This window comes from Paraburkholderia sp. A1RI_3L, assembly GCF_048957895.1.
GTDB lineage: Bacteria > Pseudomonadota > Gammaproteobacteria > Burkholderiales > Burkholderiaceae > Paraburkholderia > Paraburkholderia kururiensis.
In genome coordinates this window covers 812,001-829,260 of sequence record NZ_JARCHA010000002.1, presented here as the reverse complement: position 1 = coordinate 829,260, position 17,260 = coordinate 812,001, and the positions used below count along the sequence as shown (strand labels likewise).

Below are 17,260 nucleotides of genomic sequence, written 5' to 3'. Positions count from 1 at the left end.
CGGAGGTCGACCGTCCGGCCGTTATCTCGCTCAACATGCTGATTGCAGCCTACGCGGTCAACGAGTTGCTTGCGCGCTTGACGCCGTACCGCGTAGACCCCAACGCGGAATTCGCTCAGTGGCGCATCAGCCTGTCCGACCCGCTCGCGAGCAGCCATCAAGGCGACGGTGAAGCGTGCGCCGCTTTCGCAAAGCGCATCGGATTTGGCGCCAACGAACCGCTGCTCGGAATCATGGACCTTTAAAAAATGCCACAGCTGCTCTTGCGACTTTGGAATCACGCCCTCGCCTACTTCGACGGATGGCTCGGCCGATACACGGTGGTCGTCGTTGATGACCTGCCCGATGCGCTCCAGGCCCATAAGCTATATGCAGTTGGGGAAAACGGGCAATACTGGCTTGCGGCCCTCAGGTGCCCATGTGGGTGTGGCGATACCATCCAGCTTCCGATGATTGAAGGACAACGCCCGCGTTGGACCCTCACACAGAAGGACATGCGCCTTCCAAGCATTTCACCGTCGGTCGACCGCACAAAGGGATGTCGGTCACATTTTTGGGTGCGGCACGGCATGATTCACTGGTGTGAGACGACGCGGTGACCAGGGACTACCGTCCGAACATGTCGGCCATTTTGTAGCGGTGCGCGATATTCAGGGCTCTGGTACAGGCGTCTCGCGGCGCGCCATGCTAGGTGGGAGAGCCGCCAGCTCGCGGGCATCGCCAACGCGGCGCCCATCTCTGTAAGCCGCAGCCGTATTGTAAGGCGCTCGATATCACGTGGAGACGCGATTGCAGCCGGTCAATCAGAAAACCTGTTACACCTATAAGCTGTTTCGCGTGAAGGACCGCAGCGGCATGAGCACGACTGTCTCGGTCGACCCTGTACTGGTGGCGGCGGCCGTCAGGGCGCTGGGGGACACCGTCACGGTCGCCCGGCTCATACGCGAGGCGAGTCTTCTGTACAACAAGGCGGTTCACGATTGCAGCCGTTCACGCTTTGTTCAGCGTCAACTGCTCTTTCAGATTCAGACCGCTCCAGGTGCTTCGTCTGTCTTCGCAGCGCCGCCTCGCTAGCGGGCAGGGTGAGGTTAAAGGTCTCAGCTACGCGGATGAGCGAGTCATCGACGGGGGCCTCGTCGACATCCGGCCCCTCGTGACTCTGGGCCGTCATCGATGCGAGCCACAGGGCCTCCTCGACCTCGCCGTCGTAGCCGTACACGCGCACCATCGTTTCGTTTCTGAACGCCCACAAAACGACGAGCCGCCCCCGAAGGAGAGGCCTCGCTTCAATGACCGCGCGTTCGGCGAGCGCGACCCGATTGCCCGCCAGCACAAGGGCGGCGGCGCTGCCGCCTACCGGCGTCGCATGCACCATCGCGCCGGGTCGCTCCTCGGACACGTCGATATCGTTCGCATCGGTGTGGGGCAGCACAATGACCACGCACCGTTCATCATCGTCGCCGGCGGGGTCTCCGAGGAGCAGCGCAACGGACACGACATAGGAGGTGGCCGCATCACGCCGGGCGGCATGGCGGCGGATTCCCGCGAGCAGGCGGGCGTCGATGGCGTCTGCGCGCAATCGCGACTCGATAGCCGGCATGGACCGGTTCATGACATTACTCATAATGGCGATTAAAGGGTCTAATCAATTTCAGGGTTGCGGAAATATCAAGGTGATTCCTGTAGATTTGTCTTTTCCAAGGATGGCTGGCGCTTGAATCTCATTAATTGATAATGGTGCCATGGTTAATAAATATAAAACGACTCATTGAATTTCTCGTTATTCATGATGATGGCATTGTTGGGACGGATGGGCGAGTTGAGTGTTGCGATAAGGGCATTGCACAGTGGCGTCATAATATCCTCCGGCAACGCAAGAAAATCCATTTCAGGCGCCGAGCCTTCGGCATCTGCCCCTAGCGTGGTTTGCCAGGCATCGCAACCCCAGTTGCCATCTTTCGACAGCGAGAGCACACCAGCATAGGAGTAGCGCCCGGCGGCATCCGGGAGATGGACGCGAACACGAAATCCCAACTGGGATAAACCGGGGCGTTGGGTTGCGGGAAAGCAGGCGGCAGTAATTTCAAATGACGGTGATGTGTATTTTTCCATGATTTTCATGGCTTCCGACTCGGACGGCGGAATAATACAGGGAAAATGCATGCCCGCAAGAGGCTGGGTTGATTTATTTCAGTATGCCTCTTGAGCGGATGTGTTCTGATTTTATTAATTCGATATTTTATGAAATATGCGGATATATCCATAAATCGACCGGCACGCCTTTCGGGAAGATTAAACGTCTCGATGCGAGGACCATTTTCCTGGGGAGCGCAACGCGGCGCGGGTGCCGCCCCGTCGCGCGGACGCCCGGAACAGTTTCCGCGCGGAAACTGTTCGGGGGGATGACGGAGTTGGCATCAAGTTTCCGCGCGGAAACTTTCCAAATGATTCGACCCTAATAATGGGTCACTGAAGAGAGCAAGTGGGTTCGCTCACGCGCCCGCCCACGGGGGCGGGCGACGTTATCGGGAAGTGGAACGGCTTCCTGGTTGGCCGTGTGGCACGCCGTCGCGAATCTCGCGGACCCACCCCAGGATGTCATCGAGCTGGAAATCAGCCAGATACGGCGCATGCTCCACGAGCGCCTGGAGGATGAGCCCGCAGCGCACCTCCGTTGAAGAACCGAGGCCCGTGATACCGTCGATGCCCTGGCGGCCCGCATCATCGAGCACGCGGCGGCCATCGCCGTTTACAAAATCCTCGAAGCGAAATTGTTGAATGGTTGGTCTCCTTGAAAGAGGAAAAATCACGCCGTTCACGCGGCGCGGCGGCGCAGCGGAATGACATTGCTGGCGGGGGCCGGCGGCAGGTCATCGGGGGCCGACTCGTCGGATGCAGGCTCTGCTGGCAGCTCATCCGCCGGGGTGTTCGCCAGCTCCGCAAGCGAAATCGTGCCCGCGACCGTACGTCGGCGTCCCTTATGCACTGGCGCATCGCGGAACGCGTCGTCGAGCTTGGCGGCGAGCCGGCTCGCACACAGGTGCGCGTAGCGCAGCAGCATGCGCACGTCGCGGTGGCCACTGAAGGCCTGCAGGTCGATAAGCGTGAACTGGCCGGTTTCCGCGACGCGCGAAATTGCCTCATGCCGCAGGTCGTGGATGTTCAGCTCCGTGATGCCGGCGCGTGCGCAGATGCGCGTCCAGGCGTTTTCCAGGTCATCCACGGTCAGGTTGAACACGTAGTCGCCATGGCGCGGCAGCGCCTTGAGCATCGCGACGAGCTCGGCGCGCAGCGACAGGGTGCGCGAGCGGCCGTTCTTGGTTACCGGCAGCAACGCGGTCTGCGCGTCGAGGTCGACGTTGGCCCATGTGAGATTGAGCGTTTCGCCGCGCCGTGCCGCCGTCATCAGCTGGAACTGCACAAAGGTCTCGAGTTCCGGGACATGGGTGTAGTCCGTTTCGGCCTGGGCGCGGCAGGTCTCCAGCGCGGCCTTGATGTGGGCCTTCTTCTGGTAGACGGTGGGCAGCTGTGCGGCCGCTTCCCGCGCGCCGGTCATCAGCTCTTCGGTGCGGCGGTCAATCGAGCGCAGCCGGTCCTCCTCGCGGGCGGCGGCCAGCAGCCGCGCCTCTTCGCCGGCCTTCAGGCGCCGGTCGCGCTCGTTGAAGTAGCGCGGCCGCCGCACGCCCTCCATCGGGTTCTTGGCGACGTGCAGGTCCCAGGTCTTGATGGCGACGCGGCAGATGGCCGAGAGGAGGTCGAGCTCACGGTCGACCGTGGCCGGCTGGACGTCTTCGAGCCGGTCGCGGAGGTAGCCCTCGATGTCGGTCGTCGTGACCTGCGCGAACGGCCGGTTAATCCAGGCAATTGCATTCGAGCCCTTGCGGACCTGGATGCCGGTTGGCGTGCGCGGCGTCACGTTCTGGAGGTGCGGATAGACGGCAAGGTTCGCGTCGATGACGGGCGCCAGGTCCACGCGGGGGCAGCCGCCATCCTCGAGCATGCCATTGAGCTTGTAGGTTTCCATCTCGAAGCCCTTGTGCCGCACGCATTCTTCGCGGATGTAGCGCACGATGCACTCAGCGAAGGTGGTGTTCCACCCTTTCGAATAGTCGATGAATAGGCCGTCCTTGCGTTGGGACGTGATGCGCTCGACGAGCGCTTCGGCTTCTTCAAGCGAGCCGACCGTGCGGGTCAGCTCCGGATAGCCTTTCTGGCGGATGCAGACTTGGTAGGCGTCGTTGGCCCGCTCGACGCGGGGTTTGAAACCTTGCTGCTTGAGCTCGTCGACGTACTGCGTGACTTTCTTGGTCTGGTTGTAGGAGAAGCGGCGTTCGAGGTCGTCGCGGTTCTGCACGCGCACGATGAAGCGGGAACGGTTGTCGATGCTGGCCATGTGGTGTCCTTGGTAAAAAGAAACCACGTGTTGCGACCGGTTTTAGCCATCGCCCCCGGTGGGCGGGGAGCAAGTGGCGCAGAAGTGGCGCAGAACGGCCGAAAAACAAAAAAGCCGTCCAGGTTAGTGGACGGCTTTCGCCTTGATTTCTCAAGAAAAAATCTGGTCGGGGTGAGAGGATTCGAACCTCCGGCCTCTACGTCCCGAACGTAGCGCTCTACCAGGCTAAGCTACACCCCGAATTAGACTCTCGTGACGTTTCAGTCTTGTTCAGGACTGACGCGTCGTCGAGTAAGAACATAATTCTAGCAGGCTTTCCTTGTAAATGGAATCCGGGAACGAAGAAATTGCCGCGGCGGCCGCACGCGCTTCTTGTTTCGCACATTCCAGCGTGTGGTCGAGCGCACCGGAGCGCGTGATGGCGGCGAAGATATCCTCGAAACGGTCTGTACCGCCTTGTTCGATGGCTTCGCGGGCGAGTGCCGACTCGGCCGGCGTGCCGTGCTCGATGAGCCAGATCAGCGGCAGCGTGGGTTTGCCTTCGCGCAGATCGTCGCCTGCATTCTTGCCCATGGACTCCGCCGTGCCCGTGTAGTCGAGCCAGTCGTCCATGATCTGGAAAGCCGTGCCGATGCGCCGGCCGTACTCGGCAGCAGCCTCTTCGGTCTTCGCATCAGCACCGGACAGCACGGCGCCCAACTGCGCTGCCGCTTCGAAGAGTTTCGCCGTCTTGTAGCGGATCACCTGCATGTAGCGCGCCTCGTCCACGTCCGCGTCGTGCATGTTGAGGAGCTGCAGGACTTCGCCTTCGGAGATGATGTTGGTGGCTTCGGCGAGAATTTCCATCACGCGCATCTTGCCGACGCCCACCATCATCTGGAACGAGCGGGAATACAGGAAGTCGCCCACCAGCACGCTGGCCGCGTTGCCGAAGAGCGCATTCGCTGTTTGCCGGCCGCGCCGCAGATCCGATTCGTCGACCACGTCGTCGTGCAGCAGCGTTGCCGTGTGGATGAACTCGATCACGGCGGCCAACTCGTACCGGTGCCCCGTGCGCTCGCCGAGCGCACCCGCCACGAGAAGCAGCAGCGCGGGACGCAAGCGCTTGCCACCAGCGCCGATGATGTACTCGGAGATCTGGTTGATCAGCATCACCTCGGACGCCAGACGTTGCCGGATGACACGGTTCACCTGCTCCATGTCTTCAGCAATCGGGGCAAGCAGGGTGGCGGCGTTGGGGGCAGAAGTGGCGGTCGACGACATGATGGTGAGAATGGGTAGTGCCGCGAATTATAAGGCGAACGGGCACATCCCGGGCTTTGGCGCGGTGGTGCAAGGGCGGCTGCGGCCGGCGAATACCTTGCCGGCGTTGGCTGGCAAGGCGGGAGCACGCTGTGACTGACGGTGGCGCGAGGGCCATGAATGAGCTTTGACCTTGCTTCTAACTCTATGTATAATCACGGGTTTCCGCGCGCGGTGCGTGGGAAAAACGAATCCAGAGTGAGGTTTTCAATGTACGCGGTCATAAAAACCGGCGGCAAGCAGTACAAGGTTGCCGTTGGCGAAAAACTTAAAGTAGAACAGATACCGGCTGACATTGACGCAGAAATCACGCTCGACCAGGTTCTCGCAGTGGGCGAAGGCGAATCGATCAAGTTCGGTACGCCGCTGGTCAGTGGGGCTTCCGTCAAGGCCACCGTTGTGTCGCACGGTCGTCACGCCAAAGTGACCATCTTCAAGATGCGTCGCCGGAAGCACTACCAGAAGCATGGCGGCCACCGCCAGAACTACACCGAACTGCGCATCGACGCGATCAACGCGTAAGCGCAACGGTCAAGGAGCAATCACATGGCACACAAAAAGGCAGGCGGCTCGTCACGCAACGGCCGCGATTCCGAGTCGAAACGACTGGGCGTCAAAGTGTACGGCGGTCAGGCAATCAATGCCGGCGGCATCATCGTGCGTCAGCGCGGCACGCGCATGCACCCGGGTGACAACGTCGGCATCGGCAAGGATCACACGCTGTACGCGCTGGTCGACGGCCACGTCAAGTTCACGACGAAGGGCGCAGCCCGGAAGCACACGGTCGTCGTCGTCCCGGCAGCAGCCTGAGCGGCCCTTCAGGCACGGGTAACTGACCGGATGAAAGGCCCCGCGAAGTTTGCGGGGCCTTTTTCATTGGTGCTGCGAACGCGCTGCGCGCTCGCATGCGGACAATCGCGGACTCAATTCCCTTGGCCGTTCGGTCAGTTGGTGTCGGCCCGCGCAGCGCGGCAAAATAGCGAAAACACGGGACGGAGTAACGCATGAAGTTCATTGACGAAGCGAAGATCGAAGTCATCGCCGGCGATGGGGGCGATGGCAGCGCGTCGATGCGCCGCGAGAAGTTCGTCCCGTTCGGCGGCCCCGACGGCGGGGACGGCGGACGCGGCGGTAGCGTCTATGCCATCGCGGACCGCAACATCAACACGCTGATCGACTACCGCTATACAAAAAAGCATCAGGCGCGCAATGGCGAGAATGGGCGCGGCTCGGACTGCTACGGCAAGGGCGGCGACGACATCACGCTGCGCATGCCCGTCGGCACGATCATTACCGATATCGACACTGGCGAACTGATTGCCGATCTGACCGAGCACAACCAGCGTGTGCTGGTCGCGAAGGGTGGTGCCGGTGGTTTGGGCAATCTGCACTTCAAGTCGTCTACGAACCGGGCGCCGCGCCAGAAGACAGAGGGCAAGCCCGGCGAGCGCCGCATGGTGCGACTGGAGCTGAAGGTGCTCGCAGACGTTGGCCTGCTCGGTATGCCGAACGCGGGCAAGTCCACCTTCATTTCGTCTGTCTCGAACGCGAAGCCGAAGATTGCCGATTACCCGTTCACGACGCTCGCGCCCAATCTCGGTGTGGTGCGCGTGGCGCCTGGCAAGAGCTTTGTCATCGCGGATATTCCGGGGCTGATCGAGGGGGCCGCGGAAGGCGCGGGACTCGGGCACCAATTCCTGCGCCACTTGCAGCGCACCGGGCTGCTGCTGCATCTCGTGGACCTTGCGCCATTCGACGAGGGCACGGATCCGGTCGCTGAAGCGAAAGCGATCGTCAACGAACTGCGCAAGTACGACGAGTTGCTCTATCAGAAACCTCGCTGGCTGGTGCTGAACAAGCTCGACATGGTGCCGGAAGGAGAGCGCGAAGTGCGCGTGGCCGACTTCGTCAAGCGCTTCGAGTGGGACGGCCCTGTCTTCGAAATTTCCGCGCTCACGGGCCAAGGCTGCGAAAACCTCTGCTACGCCGTGTACGACTACGTCGCCGCCCATTCTGACGCCCGACGTGCCGAGGAGGCCGAAGATCTGGCCTCCGACGTGCGGTTTCGCGGCGCGCCTGGCGCGTCCGGTCAGAATGAGGGCGAGGCTGGAACAGCACCAGACCCGTCGCAAGGGTAGGCTATATGTTCCGCCGGTGTTCGCAATGACTCGTGCGCCGGCGTTCCTCCAGCATCATCAGTTATCGCGGAGATTGCGCAGCATGCGTTCCGTCATTGCCGATTCCCGGCGTCTCGTTGTGAAAGTGGGATCGAGCCTCGTCACCAACGACGGGCGTGGGCTCGATCACGAGGCTATCGGCCGCTGGGCCGCACAGATCGCGGCGTTGCGCAGCGCAGGCAAGGAAGTGGTGCTGGTGAGTTCGGGGGCGATCGCGGAGGGTATGCAGAGGCTCGGCTGGACGAAGCGTCCGCGCGAAATCGACGAACTGCAGGCTGCCGCTGCGGTGGGGCAAATGGGGCTCGCGCAGGTCTACGAGAGCCGCTTCGCCGAGCATTCCATCCGCACCGCGCAAATTCTGCTCACGCACGGGGACCTCGCCGACCGCGAACGCTATCTCAACGCGCGTTCCACGCTGCTGACGCTGCTGCGGCTGGGTGTGGTGCCGATCATCAACGAGAACGACACAGTGGTTACCGACGAAATCAAGTTCGGTGACAACGACACGTTGGGGGCGCTGGTCGCGAACCTGATCGAAGGCGACGCGCTCATCATTCTCACGGATCAGCGCGGCCTCTATACCGCCGATCCACGCAAGGATCCGAACGCGACGCTCGTGGCCCAGGCCGACGCCGGTGCGCATGAGCTCGAGGCCATGGCCGGCGGCGCGGGCTCGAGCATCGGCCGTGGCGGCATGCTCACGAAGATTCTGGCCGCCAAGCGCGCCGCTCACAGTGGCGCGAACACCGTGATCGCGAGCGGCCGGGAGTTCGACGTGCTGCTACGACTTGCCGCAGGCGAGGCGATCGGCACCCAGCTCATCGCGCGCACGGCGCGTATGACGGCGCGCAAGCAATGGATGGCCGACCATCTCCAGGTGCGCGGCCACGTGGTGATCGACGACGGCGCTGTCGAGAAGCTCACGTCAGGCGGCAAGAGCCTGCTACCGATCGGCGTCGTCGCCGTGCAGGGCGCCTTTGCGCGCGGCGAGGTGATCGCCTGTCTGAATGGCACGGGCGTCGAGGTCGCTCGCGGCATCACCAATTACAGCAGTGCCGAAGCCAAACTGATCCAGCGCCACCCGAGCGGGGAGATCGAGTCCGTGCTCGGCTACATGCTCGAGCCCGAACTGATCCATCGCGACAACCTGGTGCTGATCTGACGGCTTGGCGCCGTCAGTCGGTCAGTGGATGAGCGAAGTCGCGGTGCGCTTGTAGCGCATGTTCTCGACGATCCGTTGCGCCGAACCCGTCGGAATCTTGTTCGCGCAGAAGTAATCCTGATACAGCGCGGCCTGATAGGCATTCAGGTTGCCGTTCTCGATTCGCTTCCAGTCGGTTGCGACCGAGCGGTCCCAGCCGTCGTGATCGGCGTTCAGACCAGCGTACTGGCGCCACTCATAGGTATCGCAGCGGATCCCTTCGTAGTTGACGTTACGCGCGCCGGTCGGGCTGGTGATTACCACCGTGTAGCGCACCACGCCGTCGCTGCCTACCGAAACCGAGCCCGGGTCCACCCCGAAGCTGAGCGGCGTGTTCTGCGAGACGTCGAACGGCAACAGGCGTGCGCCAGGCTGCGGCAGGGGAGGAAGTGTCTCGACTTTGTTCTCCGTCCAGTTCGCCGGCTTGTCGAACAGGTAGGTGAACACGCTGTCGTCCTGGTTGGTTTTGGGCTGCGTGCTGGAGCAGGCAGCGAGAAGCGCCCCGGTGGCGACGCACGCCACGGCCAAAGCAAATCGTTTCAATATGATGTCCTCGAAACGCCGGCGGTTCGTTCGAACGAATCACCGGCGGCAGCGGCGCGTGAAGTGCCGCCAGAAGTGCCACGACAGGCAGGTACAGTCCGCCGCTCCAACCGTTCAACGAAGAACGGTCGAAACAGCGGCAAAACGATCAGGAGGCCGGGTCTATGCTGCGAACGGTCAGGCTTTCCATCGATCCGCAGTCACCCTCCACAGTGGTGTGGATGGTCGTTGTCTCGACGGTCACGAGCGTTTGCGAAATCGTCGCCGCCTCGTGGGCAGACGACGCGACGCGGGGGTACCGCGCTCCATGCGCATGTGCCCCACTGCGCTCGGGGCGCGGCGCAGGGCGCCGCAGAAAACGCGACAATTCCGTCAGCGCAAGCTGATAGACATCCCGCTTGAACTCGATCACGGCGTCGAGCGGCACCCAGTATTCATTCCAGCGCCAGGCGTCGAACTCGGGGTGATCGGTCGCTCGCAGACAGATGTCGCAATCGCGTCCGAGCATCCTGAGCAGGAACCAGATCTGCTTCTGGCCGCGGTAGTGACCGCGCACCTCGCGCTTGATGAACTTGTCGGGCACCTCATAACGCAACCAGTCGCGCGTGCGACCAATGATCTTGACGTGCTCTGGATGCAGGCCGGTTTCTTCGTGCAACTCCCGATACATCGCCTGCATGGGGGTCTCACCGTACTTGATGCCCCCTTGCGGAAACTGCCAGGAATGTTCGCGAAGCCGTTTGCCCCAAAACACCTCGTTGTGAGCGTTCAAGAGGATGATGCCGACGTTCGGGCGAAAGCCTTCACGATCCAGCATACAACCACCTTCGAATCCTTTAAAATTGCTTTGATTATAAACAGATAACGGTCCTGACGCACCGGACAGGCACCAGGTTGGAACAATTTCCCGTCGCAGCGCGCAGCGTGGCGGCAGGGGTGCCCGGACACCGGGCCCGCCGCGGGGAATGGTTTGGCGTTTCCACCGCCACGCAGGTCCGGAAATCCCGCCGTTTGACCTTCTTCGGGCGGCCTGTCCTGGCCGCCGCTTTTGGAAAACTCTGAATGAAAGCCTCCCGTTTCTTTATCGGCACCCTGAAGGAAGCTCCTGCTGACGCGGAAATCGTCAGCCACAAACTGATGGTGCGCGCCGGCATGATCCGGCGCGTGGCCGGCGGCATCTACAACTACCTGCCTATCGGGCTGCGCTCTATTCGCAAGGTCGAGGCGATCGTGCGCGAAGAGATGAACCGCGCGGGGGCAATCGAGCTGCTGATGCCGTCGGTGCAACCTGCGGAGCTGTGGCAAGAGTCGGGGCGCTGGGAGAAATACGGGCCGGAACTGCTGCGCTTCAAGGACCGCAAGCAGAGCGACTTCGTGCTGGGGCCGACGCACGAGGAAGTGGTGACCGACATCGCGCGTAACCAGGTCAAGAGCTATCGCCAGCTGCCGGTGAATTTCTATCAGATCCAGGCGAAGTTCCGCGACGAGATCCGTCCGCGCTTCGGCGTGATGCGCGGGCGCGAATTCATCATGAAAGACGCCTATTCCTTCGACAAGGACATGGACGGCCTGCGCGAGTCATATCGCAAGATGTACGACGCCTACGTGCGCATCTTCACGCGCTTCGGGCTGGACTTCCGCGCGGTCGCGGCCGATAACGGCGCGATCGGCGGCACGGGCTCCCACGAGTTCCACGTGATCGCCGACACGGGCGAAGACGCGATTGCTTACTGTCCGACCTCGGAGTTCGCGGCGAACGTCGAGGCCGCGGAAGCGTTGCCGCTGGTCGCCCAGCGTGCGGCGCCCGCCGAGCCGATGCAGAAGGTCGCCACGCCCGGCAAGGCGAAGTGCGAGGCGGTGGCCGAGCTGCTGAACATCCCGCTTGAGCGCACCATCAAGTCCATCGTGCTTGCCACCGAGAACGAGGGCGCCGAGCCCACCATCTGGCTGCTGATGCTGCGCGGCGACCACGACCTCAACGAGATCAAGGCGAGCAAGCTGCCCGGTCTCGCGGACCACCGGTTCGCCACGGAAGAGGAAATCGTCGAGTGGTTCGGTACGCCGCCGGGCTATCTGGGCCCGGTCGGCACGAAGAAGCCCGTTCGCGTAATCGCGGACCGCACGGTCGCGAACATGAGCGACTTCGTCGTGGGTGCGAACGAAGTCGACTATCACATCGCCGGCGTGAACTGGGGCCGTGATCTGCCGGAGCCCGTGGTTGCCGACATCCGTAACGTCAAGAAGGGCGATCCGTCGCCGGACGGCAAGGGCACGATCGACATCTGCCGCGGCATCGAAGTGGGCCACGTGTTCCAGCTTGGCACGCGCTACTCGGAAGCCATGGGCGCGACGTTCCTCGACGAAACCGGCAAGCCGCAGCCCATGTTGATGGGCTGCTACGGCATTGGCGTCACGCGCATTCTGGGCGCGGCGATCGAACAGAATTTCGACGACAAGGGCATCATCTGGCCCGAGGCGATTGCGCCGTTCGAAGTCGTGCTGTGCCCGATGGGCTATGACCGCAGCGACGCCGTGCGCGAGCACGCCGACAGTCTGTACGATCAGCTCGTGGCGGCCGGCATCGACGTGATTCTCGACGACCGCGGTGAGCGTCCGGGCGTGATGTTCGCCGACTGGGAACTGATCGGCGTGCCGCACCGGCTCGTCATCGGCGAGCGCGGCCTGAAGGAAGGCAAGATCGAGTACCAGGCGCGTCGCGATGCCGAACCGACGCTGCTGCCCGTGGAAAGCGCCGCCGCCACGGTAACGGAAAAAGTCCGCGCCGCACTCGCTCGCTGATCAGGACAGGAGAAACGCGGTGGAATACACGTTTCTGTCCGCGACGATCCTGCTCGTGCTGATCACCGACCCGCTCGGCAACATCCCGCTCTTCATCGGTTGTTTGCGCGGCGTGACCGCTCGGCGGCGGGTCGTCGTGATTCTGCGGGAAGTGGCGATCGCGTTCGTGATCCTGCTGGTGTTCATGATCGTCGGCGACCGCTTCCTGCGCATGATGAGTCTCACCGATCAGTCGCTGCGCATCGGCGGTGGCATCGTGCTGTTCCTGATCGCGCTGCGAATGATTTTTCCGCATCCGGGCGGACCATTCGGCCACGTGAAGGGCGGGGAGCCACTCATCGTGCCGCTCGCCATTCCGGCGCTCGCCGGCCCATCTGCGCTCGCAACGGTCATGCTGCTCACGTCGCAGGCACCCGGGAAGATGCTCGAATGGATCGGCGCGCTCACGGTGACGATGATCGTGTGCGCGATCGTGCTGTTGCTGGCCGAGCGCATTCAGCAGTGGCTCGGCGAGCAGACGGTGACGGCCTTCGAGCGCCTGATGGGGCTCGTGCTCGTGGCGATTTCGGTGGAGATGATGCTGGGCGGGATCAGGAGCTTCGTCCACCAGCTTTAGATGAGCCGATTTTCCGCGTTCGGTGTGTTGCGTCCCGGTATCGCCCAGACACCGGGCGGGGCGCTGGTCCAGGCGTCAAGCGCGGCTTCACGCGCCGCGCCCTTATGCAAATGCGCCGTCAGGGTTACGCGTCTTCGGTGAGCGCGCGGATGGTCGGCAGATTGCGCCAGTAACCCTTCGCGTCCATACCGCAGCCGAACACGTAGCGGTCCGGCACTTCGAATCCGCAAAAGTCCGGGCGCAGCGGCTTCGCCTTCTTGATGATCTTTTCGCACAAAACCGCCGACAGGAAGCGCTTTGCGCCCATGTCGAGAATGCGGTCGCGAATGGCCGCCATGGTCTCGCCTTCGTCGAGGATGTCGTCGAGCACGAGCACCACGCGGTCTTTCACCGATTCGGCCGGCGCCACACGCCACTGCATCTCAGCGCTGCCCTTTGTCGTATTCCGATAGCGGGTGAGGTGGATGTAGTCGAACTCGAGCGGGAAATCGAGGTGAGGCAGGAGCATGCCCGTGAACACCGCCGCACCGCCCATCACCGACAGCACGAGCGGGAACTCGTTGCTCATTTCGGCTCGGATCGCGCCGGCCATCCGGCTGATCGACGCGTTGACTTCGTCTGCGGAGACGATCTCTTCGGAGTGGCGGAAAATATGGAGAGCTTCTTCGCGATTCATGACGTGTAGCGGGCGTTGTCCCTGTCTATATGAGTGTGGGCGAGAACGGCGGCGTGCGCTATAGCATAAACCCGTGCCCCGTCCGGCACGTTCGCCGCTCAAAAAAACGGCTGACCGACGCAGGGCCGGCCAGCCGCGAACGTTCGTTTCAGCGCATGCCGGGCATCATGCCCTTCATGCCGCGCATCAGCTTCTGCAGGTTGCCGCCCTTGAGCTTCTTCATCATGGTGCGCATCTGCTCGTACTGGTTGAGCATGCGGTTCACTTCCTGAACCTGCACGCCCGCGCCCGCGGCGATCCGGCGCTTGCGCGTCGCCTTGATGAGTTCGGGCTTCGCACGTTCGGCGGGCGTCATCGAATTGATGATGCCTTCCATACGGCGCATCTGCTTTTCGGCCTGTCCCATGTCGGCGCCTGACGCGGCCTGCTGGAACTGCGCAGGCAGCTTGTCCATGAGCGACGAGAGGCCGCCCATCTTCTTCATCTGGGACAACTGGGCGCGGAAGTCGTTGAGGTCGAAGTCGCCGCCTTTCTTGACCTTGTCGGCGAGCTTTTGCGCTTGCTGGACGTCGACGCCGCGTTGCGCCTCTTCGACGAGGGCGAGAATGTCGCCCATGCCGAGAATCCGGTTCGCCATGCGGTCCGGATAGAAAATTTCCAGACCATCGAGCTTCTCGGCGACGCCAACGAACTTGATCGGCTTGCCCGTGACGTGCCGCACGGAGAGCGCGGCACCGCCGCGCGAGTCGCCGTCGAGCTTGGTGAGCACGACGCCGGTGAGCGGCAGCGCGTCGTTGAACGCCTTCGCGGTGTTGACGGCGTCCTGGCCCAGCATCGCATCGACCACGAACAGCGTTTCCGCGGGATTCAGCGTGTCGTGCAGGGCCGTGATCTCCTGCATCATCGCTTCGTCGATACCGAGCCGGCCGGCCGTGTCGACGATCAGCACGTCGTGATAGTGACGCTTTGCCCAGTCCACCGCGGCGCGCGCGATGTCGACGGGCTTCTGGTCGGGCTGCGACGGGAAGAACTCCGCGCCCACCTGTTCGGTGACGGTCTTCAGCTGCGCGATAGCGGCCGGCCGATAGACGTCGCACGAAACGGTGAGCACTTTCTTCTTGTACTTCTCGCGCAGCAGCTTCGCGAGCTTGCCGACGGTGGTCGTCTTACCCGCGCCCTGCAGGCCGGCCATGAGGATGATCGCGGGCGGCGCGACAGCGAGATTGAGTTCGGCGGCCTTGCCTTCGTAGTCGCCGCCGATTACCGCCGTCAGCTCGCGCTGCACGACGCCGACGAGCGCCTGGCCCGGCGAGAGGCTGGCGAGCACTTCCTCGCCCAACGCCTTTTCCTTGACCTTGGAGATGAAGTCGCGCACCACCGGCAGCGCGACGTCGGCCTCGAGCAGCGCGAGACGCACTTCGCGCAGCATCTCCTGGGTATTCGCCTCGGTGAGCCGGGCTTCGCCGCGCAGCGTCTTGACGACGCGCGCCATCCGTTGGGTGAGAGTGTCGAGCATGGGGGATGGTGGACAGTGCGGCCCGGATGTCGCGCAAAGCGGGAGCCGTCGCGAGAGAGGGGCCTATAGTAAACTGCAACTATGGATATTGTACTGTATGCCCTCACCGTGCTTCTGTACGGCGGCCTGTGCGCTGCCGACTTTCGCGCGCGCCGCCACGTCGCGGTGCAGCCGCTCGCAGGCGGCGTAGCGGCTACGGTGCCTGCGATGCCGGGCGGAGCAAGCGCACCTGCCCAGCCGGCATCGGGCATGGGGCCGGTAGCGCGCGGCGTGCTGTCCCTCGCGCTCATTGTTCATGGCCTGCTGCTTCACACCACCATCTTCCCCGCCAACGCGATGGTGTTCGGTTTCGCGTACGCGCTCTCGGCCATGTTCTGGCTCGGCGCCGGCATCTACTGGATAGAGAGCTTTTTCTTCCCGCTCGACGGTTTGCGGCTGCTCGTGCTGCCGCTCGCGGCCGTTGCATCGGTGCTCCCGCTCGTTTTCGGCGGCGTCCACGTGCTGACTTATGCGGCCGCGCCGATGTTCAAGCTGCACTTCGTCATCGCCAACGTCGCCTATGGTCTTTTCGCCATCGCTGCGCTGCATGCGGTGCTGATGCTCGCGGTGGAGCGCCGGCTGCACGCGCTGCGCGGCGGCGGCCTGCAGCGCGGCGCCGCGCGCAAGGGCTGGCTCTCGAACTGGCTGGAGACTTTGCCGCCGCTGCTCACGCTCGAAAAGTTGCTGTTTCGCCTGATCGGCGCGGGCTTCGTGCTGCTCACGCTCACGCTCGCGTCGGGCATCGTGTTCAGCGAGCAACTGGTCGACCGTGCGCTCACGCTCGATCACAAGACCATCTTCGCGATCCTGTCGTGGCTGATGTTCGGTGCGCTCCTGACGGCGCGCAAGCTCTCGGGCTGGCGCGGACGCGCTGCGCTGCGCTGGGTGCTCGCGTCGTTCGCGGCGCTGCTGCTCGCGTACGTGGGTAGCCGTTTCGTTTTTGAGGTGCTGCTGCATCGTCCTGTGGTCTGAATTCGATGAGACAGATTTTTCTGCTGATCCTGCTGTTCGTTGTGGGCCAATGGCTCGCGAAGGCGCTGCGCCGTGTCGACGCGCGGCCGGCCGACCGTGCCGGCGCAGGCGGCCGCGGTGCCGCCGGCCAGCAGGCGGACACGGCGAGCCACCGAGCCGGCGCGGCCGGTACGCGGCTCGCGGAGCCGATGGTCCGCTGCCTGGAGTGCGGCGTGCACGTGCCGAAGAGCGAGTCTGTCGTGGCGGCCAGCCAGTCCTTTTGCTGCGAGGAGCACGCCCGGCGCTATGTCGCTCGTGCCTCGGCTGCGACTGCGGCTGCGCGGGCAGGTAGCGACCGTACCGGCGGCGATACCAGCGCGCGATGAGCGCGGCGCTTCCCAAAGGCTTCGTCGTCGACGCGCAGGGCTGGGTCGCTGCTGCGCGCCGCCTTGCGTCACCGAACTTCGAGGCGCGTCCTGCGGGCGCCGTGCCGACGCTGATCGTCGTGCACAACATCAGCCTGCCGCCCGGCACCTTTAGCGGGACGGCGATCTCCGATCTCTTCCTCAACCGTCTGGATTGCGATGCTCACCCGTATTACGACGCGCATCTGCGCGGCGTGCGGGTGTCGGCGCACTTCCTGATTCATCGCGACGGCTCACTCGAGCAATACGTCTCGTGCGATCAACGGGCATGGCACGCGGGTCTGTCGAATTTCTTCGGGCGCGAGCGTTGCAATGATTTTTCGATTGGCATCGAGCTTGAAGGCACCGACGCGACCCCTTTCGAACCCGCCCAATACGCCGCCCTGGTGGCGCTTGTAAAGGCGCTCGCCGCCCACTATCCGATTGCGGCGCTCGCCGGTCACTCGGACATCGCGCCTCGCCGCAAGACCGATCCTGGTCCGCACTTCGACTGGTTTCACGTGCAGCGCGAGACCGGTCTCGCGGATCGGTATTTCCCCTACCTCTACCCCGAAGCGCGTTCGCGCCGCCCGTCTTAAGTCCTGCCGCTTCCTGCCGCTAACCCGCATGGAGTCTTGCTTTG

The 17,260-nt window shown here is 63.2% G+C and carries 20 protein-coding genes and 1 tRNA gene; 10 read left to right on the top strand and 11 right to left on the bottom strand.

Annotated features, from left to right (window positions below):
- Positions 1-362: hypothetical protein (locus tag PXJ20_RS09890; protein ID WP_421057419.1), on the bottom strand; the 362-nt coding region annotated here is incomplete at its 3' end.
- Here PXJ20_RS09890 and PXJ20_RS09885 point away from each other — a divergent pair.
- Positions 249-599, top strand: a complete 351-nt coding sequence (locus PXJ20_RS09885; protein ID WP_421029886.1) for a DUF6527 family protein — start codon at positions 249-251, stop codon at positions 597-599. The two genes, PXJ20_RS09890 and PXJ20_RS09885, sit on opposite strands and share 114 nt — an antisense overlap.
- A gap of 338 nt (positions 600-937) precedes the next feature.
- Here the strand turns inward: PXJ20_RS09885 and PXJ20_RS09880 are convergent, their stop codons facing one another.
- The 6 genes from PXJ20_RS09880 to PXJ20_RS09855 form a co-directional block, all read right to left on the bottom strand.
- Entirely contained in the window at positions 938-1,612 is a 675-nt protein-coding gene (locus tag PXJ20_RS09880; protein ID WP_421029885.1) for a hypothetical protein, read from the bottom strand.
- A gap of 134 nt (positions 1,613-1,746) precedes the next feature.
- The gene (locus PXJ20_RS09875; protein WP_421029884.1) at positions 1,747-2,121 is read right to left on the bottom strand and encodes a hypothetical protein; all 375 of its coding nucleotides are present in this window, start codon (positions 2,119-2,121) and stop codon (positions 1,747-1,749) included.
- Between the two features lie 401 nt (positions 2,122-2,522).
- Positions 2,523-2,819, bottom strand: a complete 297-nt coding sequence (locus PXJ20_RS09870; RefSeq protein WP_421029883.1) for a hypothetical protein — start codon at positions 2,817-2,819, stop codon at positions 2,523-2,525.
- Positions 2,816-4,393 carry a tyrosine-type recombinase/integrase gene (locus PXJ20_RS09865; protein ID WP_421029882.1) on the bottom strand — a complete coding sequence of 526 codons (1,578 nt, stop codon included), beginning with the start codon at positions 4,391-4,393 and terminating at the stop codon, positions 2,816-2,818. The genes PXJ20_RS09870 and PXJ20_RS09865 overlap by 4 nt, the downstream gene beginning before the upstream one ends.
- Before the next feature lie 163 nt (positions 4,394-4,556).
- Positions 4,557-4,633 (bottom strand) — tRNA-Pro (locus PXJ20_RS09860).
- Between the two features lie 30 nt (positions 4,634-4,663).
- On the bottom strand, positions 4,664-5,656 hold the full coding sequence (locus PXJ20_RS09855; protein ID WP_026121911.1) for a polyprenyl synthetase family protein: 993 nt from the start codon (positions 5,654-5,656) through the stop codon (positions 4,664-4,666).
- Positions 5,657-5,905: 249 nt separating this feature from the next.
- Here PXJ20_RS09855 and rplU point away from each other — a divergent pair, with 249 nt between their 5' ends.
- The 4 genes from rplU to proB all read left to right on the top strand — a co-directional run bounded on the left by rplU (position 5,906) and on the right by proB (position 9,034).
- Positions 5,906-6,217 (top strand): 50S ribosomal protein L21, encoded by a 312-nt coding sequence (rplU, locus tag PXJ20_RS09850; protein ID WP_006025184.1) that lies wholly within the window; start codon positions 5,906-5,908, stop codon positions 6,215-6,217.
- Positions 6,218-6,241: 24 nt separating this feature from the next.
- Entirely contained in the window at positions 6,242-6,505 is a 264-nt protein-coding gene (gene rpmA / locus PXJ20_RS09845) for a 50S ribosomal protein L27 (protein ID WP_017777104.1), read from the top strand.
- 194 nt (positions 6,506-6,699) lie between these two features.
- A complete protein-coding gene (cgtA, locus tag PXJ20_RS09840; protein ID WP_042302543.1) occupies positions 6,700-7,833 on the top strand; it encodes an Obg family GTPase CgtA in 1,134 nt (377 codons plus the stop codon).
- An 82-nt stretch (positions 7,834-7,915) separates the two neighbouring features.
- Positions 7,916-9,034 (top strand): glutamate 5-kinase, encoded by a 1,119-nt coding sequence (gene proB / locus PXJ20_RS09835; RefSeq protein WP_421029881.1) that lies wholly within the window; start codon positions 7,916-7,918, stop codon positions 9,032-9,034.
- Positions 9,035-9,055: 21 nt separating this feature from the next.
- Here the strand turns inward: proB and PXJ20_RS09830 are convergent, their stop codons facing one another.
- Positions 9,056-9,616 carry a CNP1-like family protein gene (locus tag PXJ20_RS09830; protein WP_026121910.1) on the bottom strand — a complete coding sequence of 187 codons (561 nt, stop codon included), beginning with the start codon at positions 9,614-9,616 and terminating at the stop codon, positions 9,056-9,058.
- Positions 9,617-9,764: 148 nt separating this feature from the next.
- Positions 9,765-10,433, bottom strand: a complete 669-nt coding sequence (locus PXJ20_RS09825; protein ID WP_277596888.1) for an RNA pyrophosphohydrolase — start codon at positions 10,431-10,433, stop codon at positions 9,765-9,767.
- Positions 10,434-10,678: 245 nt separating this feature from the next.
- Here PXJ20_RS09825 and PXJ20_RS09820 point away from each other — a divergent pair, with 245 nt between their 5' ends.
- Together PXJ20_RS09820 and PXJ20_RS09815 are read left to right on the top strand one after the other, a co-directional pair.
- A complete protein-coding gene (locus PXJ20_RS09820; RefSeq protein ID WP_421029880.1) occupies positions 10,679-12,415 on the top strand; it encodes a proline--tRNA ligase in 1,737 nt (578 codons plus the stop codon).
- A 19-nt stretch (positions 12,416-12,434) separates the two neighbouring features.
- Positions 12,435-13,031 carry a MarC family protein gene (locus tag PXJ20_RS09815; protein WP_421029879.1) on the top strand — a complete coding sequence of 199 codons (597 nt, stop codon included), beginning with the start codon at positions 12,435-12,437 and terminating at the stop codon, positions 13,029-13,031.
- A gap of 124 nt (positions 13,032-13,155) precedes the next feature.
- Here PXJ20_RS09815 and PXJ20_RS09810 read toward each other — a convergent pair whose 3' ends face one another.
- Positions 13,156-13,707, bottom strand: coding sequence for a hypoxanthine-guanine phosphoribosyltransferase (locus PXJ20_RS09810; protein WP_421029878.1), 552 nt, complete (start codon positions 13,705-13,707; stop codon positions 13,156-13,158).
- A gap of 148 nt (positions 13,708-13,855) precedes the next feature.
- Positions 13,856-15,223 carry a signal recognition particle protein gene (gene ffh / locus PXJ20_RS09805; protein WP_042302537.1) on the bottom strand — a complete coding sequence of 456 codons (1,368 nt, stop codon included), beginning with the start codon at positions 15,221-15,223 and terminating at the stop codon, positions 13,856-13,858.
- 81 nt (positions 15,224-15,304) lie between these two features.
- Between ffh and PXJ20_RS09800 the strand changes: the two genes are divergently transcribed.
- Genes PXJ20_RS09800 through ampD form a run of 3 tightly spaced genes read left to right on the top strand, consistent with a single transcriptional unit; the run spans position 15,305 to position 17,216 of the window.
- A complete protein-coding gene (locus PXJ20_RS09800) occupies positions 15,305-16,234 on the top strand; it encodes a cytochrome C assembly family protein (RefSeq protein WP_017777095.1) in 930 nt (309 codons plus the stop codon).
- A gap of 5 nt (positions 16,235-16,239) precedes the next feature.
- Entirely contained in the window at positions 16,240-16,599 is a 360-nt protein-coding gene (locus PXJ20_RS09795; protein ID WP_421029877.1) for a PP0621 family protein, read from the top strand.
- Positions 16,596-17,216, top strand: coding sequence for a 1,6-anhydro-N-acetylmuramyl-L-alanine amidase AmpD (gene ampD / locus PXJ20_RS09790; RefSeq protein ID WP_421029876.1), 621 nt, complete (start codon positions 16,596-16,598; stop codon positions 17,214-17,216). Before PXJ20_RS09795 ends, ampD begins: the two co-directional genes overlap by 4 nt.
- The last annotated feature ends 44 nt before the right edge of the window (positions 17,217-17,260 follow it).